This is a genomic window from Sunxiuqinia indica (assembly GCF_009847015.1).
Classification (GTDB): domain Bacteria; phylum Bacteroidota; class Bacteroidia; order Bacteroidales; family Prolixibacteraceae; genus Sunxiuqinia; species Sunxiuqinia indica.
On sequence record NZ_WVEM01000001.1, the window covers coordinates 631,786 to 646,278 of the forward strand.

Here is a 14,493-nt window from a genome sequence, read left to right on the forward strand (position 1 = left end):
TCAAATTGATTTCTTATGCTCAGGCCAGATGACCGATCAAGTCGAATTCAGTAGAATCAGTAATATTCACTTGATAAAAATTGCCAATTTTAATGCTGTCATTTTTTTCAACCAATACTTCACCATCGACTTCCGGAGAGTCATATTCACTGCGGCCAACAAAGTAGTCAGCTTCCTCGCGATCAACCAGAACATTTAAAACCTGCCCGATCTTCTTCGTATTCAACTCTTCTGATATTCTCTGCTGAATTTCCATAAGCTCAGCGGCACGTGCTTGTTTTACGTCTTCAGGAACATCGTCGGTATACATTTTAAATGCATAAGTGTCGTCTTCATCTGAATATGCAAAAACGCCCATGCGATCGAACTTCTGCTCTTTTACGAAGGCTTTCAGTTCCTCAAAATCCTCATCAGTCTCACCCGGGTGTCCAACCAGGAATGTTGTTCGCAAGGCGATTCCCGGTACTTCTTCCCTTATTTTTTTGATCAGGTCAATGGTTTCCTGTTTGGTTATTTTTCGGCGCATACGCCCCAACATGGGGTCGCTGATGTGCTGAAGTGGTAAATCTAAATAGGTTGCAACATTTTTTCGTTCGCGGATAACCTTTAGCAAGTCCATCGGGAATTTTGACGGATAAGCGTAATGCAAGCGAATCCATTCCAATCCATCAACATCTGCCAGTTGGTCTATCAGTTCGGCCAGCTTACTTTCGCCATACATATCAATTCCGTAGTACGATAAATCCTGAGCAATAACCAGTAACTCTTTGGTACCGCCTTCAACCAGATTTTTAGTTTCTTCAACCAAACTCTCGATGTTACGTGATTTGTGAATGCCTGTAAATTGCGGAATGGCACAAAAAGAACAGTGACGATTACAGCCTTCACTAATTTTCAGGTATGAAAAATGAGTTGGTGTAGTTCGCACCCGATGATACATCTTTTGCTCAAAAAAGTCTGCATTCAGATCTTTGATAACTTCTTTGAAATCGAACTTGCCGTAATATTTGTCTACTTCGGGAATTTCCTTTTGCAGGTCTTCCTTATAACGAGCCGACAAGCATCCCATAACCAAAAGCTTATCCAGCTTGCCTTTTTTGCGGTCTTCCACGTGGCTTAAAATCGAGTTGATCGATTCCTCTTTGGCATCCATGATGAAACCACAAGTATTCAAAATAACAATATTGGCATCATCATCTTCACTATCATGAACAACCTTAAAACCATTCAGATCCAGTTGACTCAATAACATTTCCGAGTCAACCAGGTTTTTTGAACATCCTAAGGTGGTAATATTTACTTTTCCTCTTTTCATGTGTTTATAATTGTTTATTTTTTGCAACACATGGAACTCGCTTTAAATAATCATGCTCCTGTGTGTAAATATTTTTACATGCTCGTTTCATCTTTATATATCTGCTTTTTTCCTACCCTACAACAAACAAAACCGGAGGTGGTTTGCATATCTCCATGCGAAATCAATTCATCCAAAACTTGTTTCGGGATCGATTTCAAGAACAAATACTGAAACAAGTTCAGCATGACCTTCTTAAAAGGGGTATGACATTACTATGAAAACAATGAATCTACGAATTCTTTTCTGCGGAAAATTTGAAGGTCTTCCATCTTTTCGCCAATGCCGATGTATTTAACAGGGATTTTAAATTGGTCTGAAATACCAATCACCACACCTCCTTTGGCTGTTCCATCAAGCTTTGTTAGTGCCAAGGCTGAAACTTCTGTAGCTTTGGTAAATTGTTTGGCCTGTTCAAAAGCGTTTTGACCGGTAGAACCATCCAGAATCAGCAAGACTTCGTGCGGAGCATCGGGCACAATTTTCTGCATGACCTTTTTGATTTTAGACAACTCGTTCATCAGGTTTATCTTATTGTGCAAACGACCTGCGGTGTCGATAATTGCCACATCAGCACCTTGCGCTTTGGCCGAAGCCAGTGTGTCGTATGCCACTGATGCCGGATCAGATCCCATGCTTTGTTTTACCAAAGGAACATCGACCCGTTGAGCCCAAATTTCAAGCTGATCAATAGCCGCCGCGCGAAAAGTATCTGCAGCACCTAAAACAACCTTTTTACCAGCTTTCTTAAAATTATAGGCCAGTTTGCCAATGGTCGTTGTTTTTCCAACTCCATTTACACCAACAACCATAATCACATGAGGAGTATGGGTCGTTGGAAGATCAAAATCTGCTTCGTCTACCGTGTTATTTTCTTCCAACAAGGCAGCGATTTCTTCTTTTAATACGGTATTGAGTTCATCAACACCAAAATACTTATCTTTTGAAACCCGTTCTTCAATACGCCTAATAATCTTCAGAGTCGTATCAACACCAACATCCGATGTAATTAATACTTCTTCCAGATTATCAAGGACTTCGTCGTCAACTTTAGATTTGCCTGCAATGGCTCGCCCCAATTTCTTAAAAACATTTTCCTTGGTTTTTGACAACCCCTGATCCAGGCTTTCTTTTTTCGATTTAGTAAATGATCCGAATAGACCCATAGTGTTCTGATTTTGAGTGGCGCAATTTACAAAATTTGAATGACATAAATTAATTAAAATAGACAGGTCTAAGAAAGAGTTAACACGGGCGAAACTCAGGATTTACTCAGTTTCCTGATTTCTTGCTTCATTTCATCCAGAACCGCTGAGATGTGCTTGGTTCCATAAGATTCTGGTTTAGGTAATTCAAAGCTTAAAACACCTTTTGCCCGCCAGAGTTCGAGTACTGAATTCGAGTCGATAAAATAAGCTTCGTATTCCGGATTATCCGACTTTAATAAAAGCTGTCCGTTTTCTTTCAGATACACTCTTTTATATACTAATCCTTCTTCCTTGGTTACGAGGATATATGGCTGGCCCTCCTTTAAATCATCCACATCCGCAATAAATTCACAAAACACGTATGAACCAGGCTGTACCGGCAACATGGAGTCTCCCTTTAGCTGAAACACACGATAGGTGCGCTCGCGCGACAATTCAGGGACAGGCATAAAAAAGCGCGGCAGTGATCCAATATATTGGGGGTCGGCAAATCCATTTAAATAACCGGCTGATGCTTTGACCGGTACGATTGGAATCAACTCATCATTTTGCTGGTCGACCACCACCGAAAGCACCTGCAGAGATGATTTCGGAACAGGTTTCTGCTTTTCTAAATCGATGCCTAATAAATCATCAACCGACAATTCCATTAGGGCCGCAAGTTGCTGTATGACCTGTATTTTAGGGGTTGCCCTCCCCTCTTCATATGAGCCAATTAGTGCCCGTTTCACAAGCAGCTTATCAGCCAGTTGTTGTTGCGTCCACTTTTTGGCTCTCCGCAAGTATTTGATATTCTGAGCTAAATAATTCATTAAAACAAATCTATCTAAAAATATTAGCAAATGCTAATTTAATTAGTATTTTTGATGTGCGTTTCGTTTGTATAAACACCGTAAAGATAAAAGTTCATGCAGGAAAAGGTTCAGCAAAAACTAAAAATATTAGCAGATGCCGCAAAGTTTGATGTTTCTTGCGCATCAAGTGGCAACAGCCGGAAGAACAAGGGAGGAATTGGCAATGCCGTTGCTGCAGGAATCTGTCACAGTTTTACGGACGACGGACGATGCATTAGCCTGTTTAAAATACTGATGACCAACAATTGTATTTACGACTGCGCCTACTGCATCAACCGCCGTACAAACGATCGTCCAAGAGCAACATTTACCGTTCAGGAGATTGTGGATCTGACAATAAACTTTTACCGGCGCAACTATATCGAAGGGTTATTTCTAAGTTCAGGTGTAATTAAAAATCCTGACTATACGATGGAGCGAATGATGCTGGTGGCAAAAAAACTAAGATTGGAAGAACGTTACTTTGGCTACATTCATATGAAAGCCATTCCGGGAGCCAACCAGGATCTCATTCAACAGGCCGGCAAGTATGCTGACCGATTGAGCGTAAATATTGAAATCCCTACTGAATTTCAATTGAAGAAGCTAGCTCCGGAGAAGAACTACCAGAGTGTGTTACAGCCGATGAACCAGATTAAAGAAGGCATTCAAATTTATAAGGAAGAGAGAAAGAAATACCGACGAATTCCCAAATTTACGCCAGCAGGACAAAGCACTCAACTAATTGTTGGGGCAACCCCCGAAAGCGATCGACAGATTCTTCAACTCTCTTCCAGCTTTTACAATCAGCAGCAGCTAAAGCGGGTTTATTATTCAGGTTACCTTCCGGTAAATGAATACGACAAACGCCTCCCTGCGATGCAATCGCCACCATTGGTTCGCGAAAACCGCTTATACCAAAGCGATTGGCTGATGCGCTTTTATCAGTTCTCTGCCGACGAAATCCTAACGGAAGAGCATCCCTTTCTGGATTTAGATGTTGACCCCAAGTTAGCCTATGCGCTGAGAAATCTTCACATGTTCCCAGTAGACATCAACCGGGCCGACTATCCGTTGATTTTGCGGGTGCCCGGCATCGGTGTCCAGTCGGCCAAAATGATTGTTGATGCCCGCCGCTTTCGACGACTAACAAGCTACCACCTCAAAAAAATTGGAGTGGTGATGAAACGGGCTCAGTATTTTATTACCTGCAACGAACTTGCAGGACGAGTGCTCGATTGGGAACCGTCGCGTTTGAAAAGCCACATTGTAGCCGAAAGCCAAATGAAGAAAAGGAAAGCCGGTGACACCCAACTGATGCTATTCCCGCCCCAAGCTCGGATAACAGGACAGCCAAAACAACTTTATTTTTAAAATTAAATCCGATGGCTTATATCGTGTACGATGGCAGTTTTGAGGGTTTTTTAAGTGTTGTTTTTCATTGCTATCAGTACAAAATAACACCAAGCGATATTTGTAAAGACGCCAATTTCCAGGATATTCTTTTTGCTGATAAGGAAACTGTTGCAACTGATGAACAGCGTGCAGCAAGAGTATGGAAAGCGGTTCAAAAAAAACTCCACAAACGCAACAAGCAACTACTCTTTAAAGCTTTTTTATCCGAAGAGACAGACATTGAATTGATGCTTTACAGGTTTATTCGCCGGTTGCTTGACTCTAACTTTAGTATTGAAACCGACTATGGAGACACAAATGTGCTACAGCTTAAAAAACTGGAGCGAAAAGTTATGCAGGAGGCTGCCCGTATGTTACAGTTTGTTCGGTTTCAGGAAACGAAAGATGGCATCTTCTTCGCCCCCATTGAACCGGCATACGATGTGCTTCCATTTGTTATCCGGCATTTTAAAAACCGATTTGCAGACCAACAATGGTTGATTTATGATCTGAAACGGGACTATGGATTTTTCTACGATTTGAAAAAGGCAGAGGAGGTTGTATTATCGGAGAAGTCGTTTTCAACAACCGATGGCAAAGTTGACTCCAATTTTTTAGAGGAAGACGAAGTAGCCTACCAAACTCTCTGGAAGGACTACTTTAACAGCATTAACATAAAGGCCCGTAAAAACTTAAAACTGCAACGCCAGCACATGCCTCGAAGGTATTGGAAGTTCTTGCCAGAAAAGCAGTAATGCAACGGTTCCCCTTGAGGTATTAGCATGCCATGTCATCCTGAACTTGTTTTAAGATCCTTACGCCTAGCGCCTTTAATATCACTAAAACAGATTTCGAAACAAATTTTAATAATGCTCAATAGAGGAGGTTAAAACAAAAAAGCTTCTATCAACTGATAGAAGCTTTTCTGTTTAGCAAACAAATATCTTTACTTTTTAAAAAAGTCTTTAACCATTTCGTTAGGAATGATATCTTCCTGAAATGTATACGCTCCGGTTTTATCAGATTTTACCATCTTTATTACTTTGGCATGTCCTTTACCGGCTCCTTTTTGTAGTGATGCAACTGCTTTCTTAGCCATATCTCAATTTATTTAATTTCGCGGTGTACAGTTACTTTTTTCAAAACTGGGTTGTATTTCTTCAACTCTAAGCGATCAGGAGAATTTTTCCTATTCTTAGTTGAAATGTAACGAGATGTTCCTGGTACGCCACTGTCTTTATGCTCAGTGCATTCCAAAATAACCTGTACCCTATTACCTTTTTTAGCCATTTTCTACGCTTTTAAATATTCGTTACGAATCCTTTTTCTTTAGCTTCTTTCAAGGCATTGGTCAATCCTTTTTTATTGATTGTACGAATACCTGCAGCCGAAACTATTAATGAAATCCAACGATCTTCTTCTGGAAGATAGAATTTCTTCTTGAACAAATTCGGATAAAACCGACGCTTAGTTCTTCTTTTAGAGTGTGAAACATTGTTTCCCACCACTACTTTTTTTCCAGTAACTTGACAAATTTTTGACATTGTCTTATTTTTTATTCAGAATCACACATTTTTCAAACAGTTCGCAAAATAAGTGCTTTTTCCTGAGAAAATCAAATAGATTAAAAACTTTTTCACGCTTTTATTAACAAGTAATTGTTTAAAAATCAAAAAGTTTTTTCATCCGCACTTAAGAGAGATTATTTTTTTCAGGATGCCTCTTAGATCGAGGACGACAAAGATAGTCATTTTTAACAGTAAAATCATGAACTAATTCAACAAGCTATCAGTTGTAAAATAATGTTCAGTATTTTCTAAATCAAAAAAAATAAAACCATGGAAGAACAAATTAATCAAATGCCACGAATTGGTGACCTGGCTCCCGATTTTGAAGCAAACACCACCTTTGGACCAATTAAATTCTCGGAGTACAACAAAGGAAGTTGGGTCATTTTGTTTTCTCACCCAGCAGATTTCACACCAGTTTGCACCACTGAAATGAGTGGATTTGCAGTGCGCAGCGACGAATTCAAAGCACTGAACACCAAGCTTATTGGTTTAAGTATCGACAGTATTCATGCCCATGTGGCCTGGGTTAATAATGTGAAGAAGCATAGCGGAGTGCTTTTCAATTTTCCGATTATTGCTGACATCGATATGAAAGTATCTAAACTTTATGGCATGCTTCAGCCCAACGAAAGTGAAACATCTGCCGTGCGTGCTGTATTTATCATTGATCCCACCGGAAAGGTGCGGTTGATGATGTACTATCCATTAAATGTTGGCCGAAATATGAATGAGATCGTACGTACGTTAAAAGCCCTTCAAACTTCGGACAAGCATGGTGTTGCACTTCCCTTAAACTGGGTACCCGGTGAAAAAGTAATTGTGCCACCACCAAAAACAGTTGAAGAAATGGAAGCACGGGAAAAATCAGATTATGAAATGATGGATTTTTACCTGGCTAAAAGAGATTTATAGATCATACCAGAATTTCACTTAACGGGAAGTACGAAATACGTGCTTCCTGTTTTATTTTATCGAAAAGTCAGCTACTTTTAGAGCAACCATAAATTAATTGATGAATTCATCAGGGAACAAATATTATCCAACCATTCTTGGCGCTGCCCACTTGGTTATTCTTTACATCTTTATCCAGACAATCGTCGACTTTCCCCTGGCGATCTGGGATTACTATCATGGCACTGAGTTTTTGTCAAATCCAGTTAAGAAGATTGTCCTCTCGTTAGGCTCTATTTTGTTTATCCTGTATTTTGCCTATCGAAAAGCCAAAACCAAACTCAAAAATTTATTCCCATTGAAATGGTTCAACCCGCTGATTTTTATCCCAATGATTACGTTTCTGGCAGCAGCTCATGTTTTCCTGGGGGAGATCAATCGCGAGGTAGAGCAGCTCATACCCGCCCCTCCCTGGTTTTGGGAGCTCTTCAACCGGATCTTTGAGAATGATTATGGTTTTTTGGGTGCTGTTTTGAAAGTCGCTGTAATTGCTCCTATTGTTGAAGAACTCATCTTTAGAGGAGTGATTATGCATGGATTAATGCGTAACTACCCAAAGATTATAGCCATTTTTGTATCAGCTCTGTTTTTTGCCTTGTTTCATTTAAACCCCTGGCAATTTCCGGCTACTTTTCTACTGGGACTGCTGCTTGGCTGGGTGATGGTAATTACCCGCAACATTTTTGCTTGTATACTAGGGCACTCCATAAATAATTTGTTGGTTCTGTTATCAATTGAATATTGGGACGAAATTAGCCAATTTTCTTTTTTCTTACTGGAGCAAAAAGAACAACTGCACATAAGCTACCTGGTAGCCGGTATTAGCGTGGTGTTTATAGGGTTGCTGGCCACTTTTAGCCGCAAACATACTACTTAGCAAACAATCGATGGATTATATCTTAATTTTTCTGGGAATCGTGATGATGGTATCGGGTCTGCTGGGTTGCATACTGCCTGTATTGCCGGGGCCTCCATTAAGTTATATTGGCATACTGCTACTTCACTTCACCGAAAAACATCAGTTTTCTTCCAATTTTTTAATTGGCTGGGCCGCAATTACCATTATTGTGTATTTATTAGACTACCTGATTCCGATATGGGGAACCAAGCGGTTCGGTGGCAGTAAACGCGGTATTTGGGGAAGTATAATTGGCTTAATGATCGGCATGTTCGTTTTTCCTCCTATCGGTATTATTGTTGGGCCATTTGCCGGAGCAGTAATTGGAGAGCTCAGTGAAGGCAAACAATCCAAAGAAGCATTTCGATCCGGCTTGGGATCATTTATTGGATTTTTAGTGGGCACCCTATTGAAACTAGTTGCTTCTGGGATGATGACCTGGTATTTTATTGCCGAGATGATCTAACTCAAGCCAAACAATCAGTTTTGAAAACGAACGGAGAATTTGAGAGAGACAAAATAATTGAGTTGCCCGTTATGTATGACAGGAATCGAAATTATCGATTTCATAAGTTGAGTATTATGCTAATCCCAGACGATGATGAGTACCGATAGTCAGGTAAAGATAAAGTGCTTAGTGCCTTGACTCCGTTTACGGTGATAATCGCCGGAGCTAGATCAGAAGAACCATATGATATTAAATCGGCAAAATAACAGAATCGAAAATTCACACGATAAATCTATACTTTATCCTTATACCATTCGTGTTTTCCACCTTGAGCATAGTCATAAGTCTTGTTTAACAAGACTTCGATTTCTTTCTCTGTCATAGGTTCAAAATTACGTGTAATCTCCAAGTTGTGTCGCAAATGTTCAAGATTGTTCATTCCGGAGACGAGTGTCGAAACAGGCAATGTCATTGAAAAGCGCAAACACTCTTCAATTGATGCGATCTTTTCGTTTACAATAGCTCCGGAAGCGACTGATTTCATGCCTATAATTCCTATGTTTTTTTCCTGAAGGATCGGTATAATTTCTTGTGAAAAGCTCAAGTAATGATGGTCCAACACGTTGATCGGCATTTGTACTGTCTCCCAATCAAAGCCTTTATCAAGCATGGCTTTATGTATATCTGGCCGACTATGCCCGGTGAAACCGATATGGCGGATAACACCGTCTTGTTTCTTCTTTTGCACAAAGTCAAGTACACCGCTTGAATAGATTTTATCTACCGCGTCAAGACTTTCAATTTCATGAAATTGCCATAAATCGAGGTAGTCTGTTTGTAATCTTCTGAGGCTGGTTTCCAAATGCTCCTGTGCCGTTTTTACATCACGACCATGATGCTTGGTCATCAAAATAGCTTTCTTGCGATAACCATCCAACAGTGCTTTACCCATTAGCTCTTCACTGCGCCCGCTATTATAATGCCAAGCATTATCGAGAAAATTGACGCCGCTGTCGAGAGCTTCACGAATTAGTTTTACAGATGTTTCATCACTAATATGACGATCACCAATATGGTGACCTCCCACACCTATCAACGAAACATCGAGATTGGTTTTACCTAGTGTCCGGTAAGGAATTCCATCTTTTTTAAACGATGATGATAATCCAACCATAGACATTCCGGCCACGGTTGCTGCAGTATTTCTAATAAAATCACGACGTTTCATAACTTTTTTTTGTTTTATACAACAACATGACTATCAGATTGTTTTAAACAGGACAATCATCAAAACAGCATTTTGAACCCAAGTGCTATCCGTTAATAACACCTTAATTGCTTTTTGTAATACAAAAAGTTAGGGTTTACAACTGATTTTGAATCAATTGGAGGGTGGCTATTCGGGCTTCAAATCACGATTTCTGAACGCCAATTCACGTTCACCATCCTATAAATTAGAATTCTGTAATCGAATTGTTATTTCGCGAATACCTTTCGTTATAGAACCTGCTGATAGCGTTGCGCCAGAAATAGCTTGCACTTCGTCGCCGTAATCGAGGTCTCCACCATCGTAGCCAGTAAACTGATTTAACCAACGTTTTGACTGGATTTCTCCACCATGATCGGAATAGTACTTCATCACCCGAACGAATTCTACTTCCCGGTCTTCATTATAATACACGAGGTAATAAAAATGATCGTAACGTCCCATTCCAACTGCTGAAACGACATATCCCAAAGGCTCTCCTTTTTTTGCTAAGCGAGAAACCCCTTCAATATAGTCGCTCTTTAATCCGGGGGTTGTCACGGGAGTCAATTCCAAGTCTGAGCGATCGACATCAAATTCTTTCGACAGCAGTTTTAGCACCTTCTTCGACTCCTTTCCGCTCAATCCTGCTGCGGAAAGATAAGCCTGCCCACTTGTGAACGCAAGTAGGCAGGCGATAGCTATGAAAAATTTTCTTAGAACCATATTCCAATTCCTAAATTCAATTGCGTTTTGGAATCATCAGAAGCTTCGTTGCTAAACCATTGCATATCGGCTTTTAATACGGCTCCCGGTGACATCCACCAACCAATACCGGCAGTTACGTCGGTACGATCGTAAGCCAGGTTTTGCGTAATCCCTTCAACCTCCTGATGCGTGTTGTACTTTTCGTATCGTGCAAATGGAACCAGTTTCTGATCTGTGTTCTTCGAGTTCAATAAATCATATCCGGCTTCCAGATAGTAACCAAACAGCTGGCTTCCCAAATCTTTCCCCGTAAATGCGTTGTACTGATCAGTGTTATTTAGTGACGCGTAATTTATCTGACCTCTAAATACCCAACCGTTTGTCGAATACCGACCATCAAACCCAATCATGTTAATCCCTATAACTGATGAGTCAGCCATAGCTTCCAAGGCAGTATTTCCTTTTTCGATTCCATCGTAAAGGCTGGTTTGTGTTTCACCCAAATAAGCGCTAAAGCCAAATTTTAATCCGGGAACTCCATAGTAGTCAAACTTTGCAGCCAGATTCGGATGTGTAAAAATTGATTCAGCTCCTTTTTGACGTCCTTTACGGAAAGCATCGGTACCACGCAATACACCGCCATCATCGTAACTCTTAAATCCGTTAACCACGTATACCTGGTATTTTAAATCCAAATTCTGAATATTCCCAGTAAATCCTGCACCAATTTCCCGCCAGGTTGTAGGTACAATTTTACTATCCAGATTAGGACGTTCAACGCCATTATAAGTAGCCGGCTCGTGGTATTCATTGGTAATGCCCATGGGAATCAGCAGTAGACCTCCACGAAAACTCATCCAATCGTTTACACGATAATTCAGGAAAGCCTGCTCTACAAATACTTCTTTTACATGCTCATATTCAAGCTCGGTTACAAACTGGGTGCGCTCGTTAAAACGGTAAGCAAACATCATAACCAAACGATGTACATCCATATTTCCATTTTGATGAACATCAGACGATAAGGGCTGATTATAATCGATTTGGGCGTACCCTCCAATACTTAATCTGTCTTGCGACTCCAACAACTTCTCTGCTGTATTCTGCCCATTTACTAACAAAGCTGAAATTCCAGTCAGCACTACTACAAGTAAAACTCTCATTCTCATATCAAGATCATTTAAATTAAAAGGTGAATTTATACACCTGCAAATCTAGATGTAGCTGGGAAAGCTGACAATACCAAGATGTTGGGATATTTGCGGAGAAGTGAACCGAAGGTGAAAACTTCTATCATCAAAAGGCAACAGAAGAATTAGTGGTTTCATAGGAATTAGAGAGAAAATCGAATTCGATATACAGCATCGGTATTTTTGTTGATTTTAAAGCGATTATCAATGCGATGACCCACAATCCAAACCACCTTGCCACCACTATACAAAATCCAGGCATCTTCTTTTTCGGGAATGGAGAATTTTTTGTCAATAAAAAAGTCGCTTAGTTTTTTAAAACCGGTCATCCCAAGCGGTTGAAAATATTCACCCTGCTCCCATTTTTTTAGCATCAATGGAAAGTCTAGCTTATCGAAGTCGAGGTCAGCAATATTTTTTTCTCTTGAAAACTGAAACTGCTCATCCTTTCGAAGTTTTGAGAACTGCATCTCAAAGGGAACGGCTATCGACAAACAATCCTTTTCAATATAAAAGCGCTCCTGCTGATCTTCTGCTCGGGGAGTCAGAATAAAAACCTCACGATCTTTTACCAATCGATGAGTCTCGGTATAAAATATTTTACCGGCTTCGGCCTGCAACAATTGGCTAATTTCAAAAACCTGATCAGCATTAAACCCAAAAGGATGAAGCACCTCAAAAAGCAGGCTCTCAGCAAATGGCGATTGTTCGAGGTAAGCAATATTCAAATGCAAGTTATCCCCCACTTTGCTCATAAACCGAGTCATTTCTTCATCAATTTTAGCCTGATAAACCTGCTCTGTTTGTTTTAAAATACCCGCCGTTTTGGCAGCGTTCGACTTAAAAGCCGGATTAATTTGTTCCAATAATGGAATGATTTGATGCCGCACCAGATTACGCTGATGAACCAGTTCTTTGTTTGAAGAATCCTCATGAAAAGGCACTTGATTCGTCTGGGCATACTCCCGGATTTGCTTTCGTGAAGCAAACAACAACGGACGAACTAACCGGCCTTTCTTTGGATGAATTCCAGACAAGCCTCTAATGCCCGTCCCGCGGCTCAAATTAATGAGCATGGTTTCCACCAAATCATCTTGATGATGCGCAGTCAGAAGGAAGTCGTATTTTAACGAGTCCATTAACTCGTAAAACCATTGGTAGCGCAATTCGCGTGCGGCCATTTCAATTGAAATACCTTCCTGCAAAGCAAACTCGCGAGTTTCGAAAGTTTTTACATACAACTCCAACCCATGTTCGCCACAATAATCACGCAGAAAAACTTCGTCGCTGTCAGACTCGGTACCACGAAGTTTAAAGTTGCAATGAGCAACAACAAAGTCATGCCCGATTTGCCTAAACAAATCGAGCATAACCATGGAATCGCAGCCTCCGCTAACAGCAAGGATTAATTTACTGTCAGAAGCAAGCAATTCTTCTGTCGCAATATATTTTTCAAGATTTTTGAGCATCTCCTAAACGAACAACCTTTTCACAGATACGAATTATTACTTCAACCGCTTTTACCATCGAATTAACCGGGATATATTCGTAAGGACCATGAAAGTTATGCCCTCCGGCAAAAATATTTGGACAAGGCAGTCCCATATAAGATAAGCGAGAACCATCGGTTCCTCCACGAATAGCTTTAATTTTGGGGTCAATACCAATTTCGGTCATGGCATCCTCTGCCAAGTCAACGATGTACTTTACCGGCTCTACCTTTTCGCGCATGTTGTAATACTGATCAACCATTTCAAGGTCAACTGTTCCCTCTCCATAAATTTGATTCAGATAGCTGCAAGCCTGTGTAATTGTACTTTTACGATGATCGAATAGCTTTTTATCGTGATCGCGGATGATGTATACCAAACTTGACTTTTCCGTACTTCCCTGAAAGGAAACACAGTGATAGAAGCCTTCGTACTGCTCGGTATACTCCGGACGTTCCTGAGCAGGCAGCATCGACATTAATCGATTTCCTACTTCTATGGCATTGATCATTTTATTCTTGGCTGCACCAGGATGAACACTTCGTCCATTAATGGTTATTGAGGCCATTGCTGCATTGAAATTTTCATACTCCAGCTCACCAATTTCTCCCCCATCGAGCGTATAAGCAAATTCTGCACCAAATTTTTCTACATCAAAATAGTCAGCTCCTTTGCCAATCTCCTCATCCGGAGTAAAGCAAATCCGTACTTTTCCATGTTTTATTTCTGGATGACCATTCATATAAGCCACTGCAGTCATAATTTCTGCCACTCCTGCTTTATCATCAGCCCCCAACAAGGTAGTTCCATCAGTAGTGATGATTTCCTGTCCAACGTAATTCAATATATCAGGAAACCGATCGGGTGATAACACAATTTTATCATTCAATTGAATATCGCCACCTTCATACTTGCGAATCTGAGGGTTCACATTTTCTCCTGAAAAGTCAGGGCTGGTATCCATATGAGCAACGAAGCCAATAACCGGACATTTTTCAGCAGTATTCGAAGGCAAAGTTGCCATTACATATCCATATTCATCTTTTTCAACCTCTTCCATTCCAATGGCTTCCAATTCAGTAACGAGCTTATCTGCAAACTCCAACTGTCGCGTTGTACTTGGAAATGTTTTACTAGCAGAATCGGAAGTCGTATACTCTTTGGCGTACCTGATAAATCGATCAATTACTTTTTCCATATT

General features: G+C 40.4%; 16 protein-coding genes. 5 read left to right on the forward strand and 11 right to left on the reverse strand.

All coding sequences use genetic code 11. The annotated features are described in order from the left end of the window. Positions 1-19: 19 nt before the first annotated feature. The 3 genes from rimO to GR929_RS02540 all read right to left on the reverse strand — a co-directional run bounded on the left by rimO (position 20) and on the right by GR929_RS02540 (position 3,374). Complete coding sequence (gene rimO, locus GR929_RS02530; RefSeq protein WP_159517338.1) at positions 20-1,315, reverse strand: 30S ribosomal protein S12 methylthiotransferase RimO; 1,296 nt, start codon at positions 1,313-1,315, stop codon at positions 20-22. A 254-nt stretch (positions 1,316-1,569) separates the two neighbouring features. Continuing rightward, complete coding sequence (ftsY, locus tag GR929_RS02535) at positions 1,570-2,520, reverse strand: signal recognition particle-docking protein FtsY (RefSeq protein ID WP_159517339.1); 951 nt, start codon at positions 2,518-2,520, stop codon at positions 1,570-1,572. 95 nt (positions 2,521-2,615) lie between these two features. Further along, the gene (locus GR929_RS02540) at positions 2,616-3,374 is read right to left on the reverse strand and encodes an XRE family transcriptional regulator (RefSeq protein ID WP_159517340.1); all 759 of its coding nucleotides are present in this window, start codon (positions 3,372-3,374) and stop codon (positions 2,616-2,618) included. Between the two features lie 96 nt (positions 3,375-3,470). Between GR929_RS02540 and GR929_RS02545 the strand changes: the two genes are divergently transcribed. Further along, positions 3,471-4,769, forward strand: a complete 1,299-nt coding sequence (locus GR929_RS02545) for a putative DNA modification/repair radical SAM protein (RefSeq protein WP_159517341.1) — start codon at positions 3,471-3,473, stop codon at positions 4,767-4,769. A gap of 11 nt (positions 4,770-4,780) precedes the next feature. Then, positions 4,781-5,545 carry a TIGR03915 family putative DNA repair protein gene (locus GR929_RS02550; protein ID WP_159517342.1) on the forward strand — a complete coding sequence of 255 codons (765 nt, stop codon included), beginning with the start codon at positions 4,781-4,783 and terminating at the stop codon, positions 5,543-5,545. A gap of 191 nt (positions 5,546-5,736) precedes the next feature. On the opposite strand, the gene GR929_RS02555 is transcribed toward GR929_RS02550, so the two are convergent. The 3 genes from GR929_RS02555 to rpmB are packed head-to-tail and all read right to left on the reverse strand — an operon-like array spanning position 5,737 to position 6,334. Further along, the gene (locus tag GR929_RS02555) at positions 5,737-5,889 is read right to left on the reverse strand and encodes a DUF4295 domain-containing protein (protein WP_159517343.1); all 153 of its coding nucleotides are present in this window, start codon (positions 5,887-5,889) and stop codon (positions 5,737-5,739) included. An 8-nt stretch (positions 5,890-5,897) separates the two neighbouring features. Further along, complete coding sequence (gene rpmG / locus GR929_RS02560) at positions 5,898-6,080, reverse strand: 50S ribosomal protein L33 (protein ID WP_053180834.1); 183 nt, start codon at positions 6,078-6,080, stop codon at positions 5,898-5,900. A gap of 11 nt (positions 6,081-6,091) precedes the next feature. After that, complete coding sequence (gene rpmB, locus GR929_RS02565; protein ID WP_159517344.1) at positions 6,092-6,334, reverse strand: 50S ribosomal protein L28; 243 nt, start codon at positions 6,332-6,334, stop codon at positions 6,092-6,094. Between the two features lie 294 nt (positions 6,335-6,628). On the opposite strand from rpmB, the gene GR929_RS02570 reads away from it, so the two are divergent. The 3 genes from GR929_RS02570 (at position 6,629) to GR929_RS02580 (ending at position 8,676) form a co-directional block, all read left to right on the forward strand. Then, complete coding sequence (locus GR929_RS02570) at positions 6,629-7,273, forward strand: peroxiredoxin (RefSeq protein ID WP_159517345.1); 645 nt, start codon at positions 6,629-6,631, stop codon at positions 7,271-7,273. A gap of 100 nt (positions 7,274-7,373) precedes the next feature. Continuing rightward, entirely contained in the window at positions 7,374-8,189 is an 816-nt protein-coding gene (locus GR929_RS02575; protein WP_159517346.1) for a CPBP family intramembrane glutamic endopeptidase, read from the forward strand. 10 nt (positions 8,190-8,199) lie between these two features. After that, a complete protein-coding gene (locus GR929_RS02580) occupies positions 8,200-8,676 on the forward strand; it encodes a DUF456 domain-containing protein (protein WP_159517347.1) in 477 nt (158 codons plus the stop codon). Positions 8,677-8,950: 274 nt separating this feature from the next. Here the strand turns inward: GR929_RS02580 and GR929_RS02585 are convergent, their stop codons facing one another. From GR929_RS02585 to pepT, 5 genes are all read right to left on the reverse strand, one after another. Further along, positions 8,951-9,886, reverse strand: a complete 936-nt coding sequence (locus GR929_RS02585; protein ID WP_159517348.1) for an aldo/keto reductase — start codon at positions 9,884-9,886, stop codon at positions 8,951-8,953. A 219-nt stretch (positions 9,887-10,105) separates the two neighbouring features. Continuing rightward, a complete protein-coding gene (locus tag GR929_RS02590; protein WP_159517349.1) occupies positions 10,106-10,630 on the reverse strand; it encodes an FMN-binding protein in 525 nt (174 codons plus the stop codon). Beyond that, complete coding sequence (locus tag GR929_RS02595) at positions 10,621-11,781, reverse strand: hypothetical protein (RefSeq protein WP_159517350.1); 1,161 nt, start codon at positions 11,779-11,781, stop codon at positions 10,621-10,623. The genes GR929_RS02590 and GR929_RS02595 overlap by 10 nt, the downstream gene beginning before the upstream one ends. Before the next feature lie 164 nt (positions 11,782-11,945). Further along, the gene (gene tilS / locus GR929_RS02600; protein ID WP_159517351.1) at positions 11,946-13,271 is read right to left on the reverse strand and encodes a tRNA lysidine(34) synthetase TilS; all 1,326 of its coding nucleotides are present in this window, start codon (positions 13,269-13,271) and stop codon (positions 11,946-11,948) included. Then, the gene (gene pepT, locus GR929_RS02605) at positions 13,255-14,490 is read right to left on the reverse strand and encodes a peptidase T (protein WP_159517352.1); all 1,236 of its coding nucleotides are present in this window, start codon (positions 14,488-14,490) and stop codon (positions 13,255-13,257) included. The genes tilS and pepT overlap by 17 nt, the downstream gene beginning before the upstream one ends. Positions 14,491-14,493 lie beyond the last annotated feature (3 nt).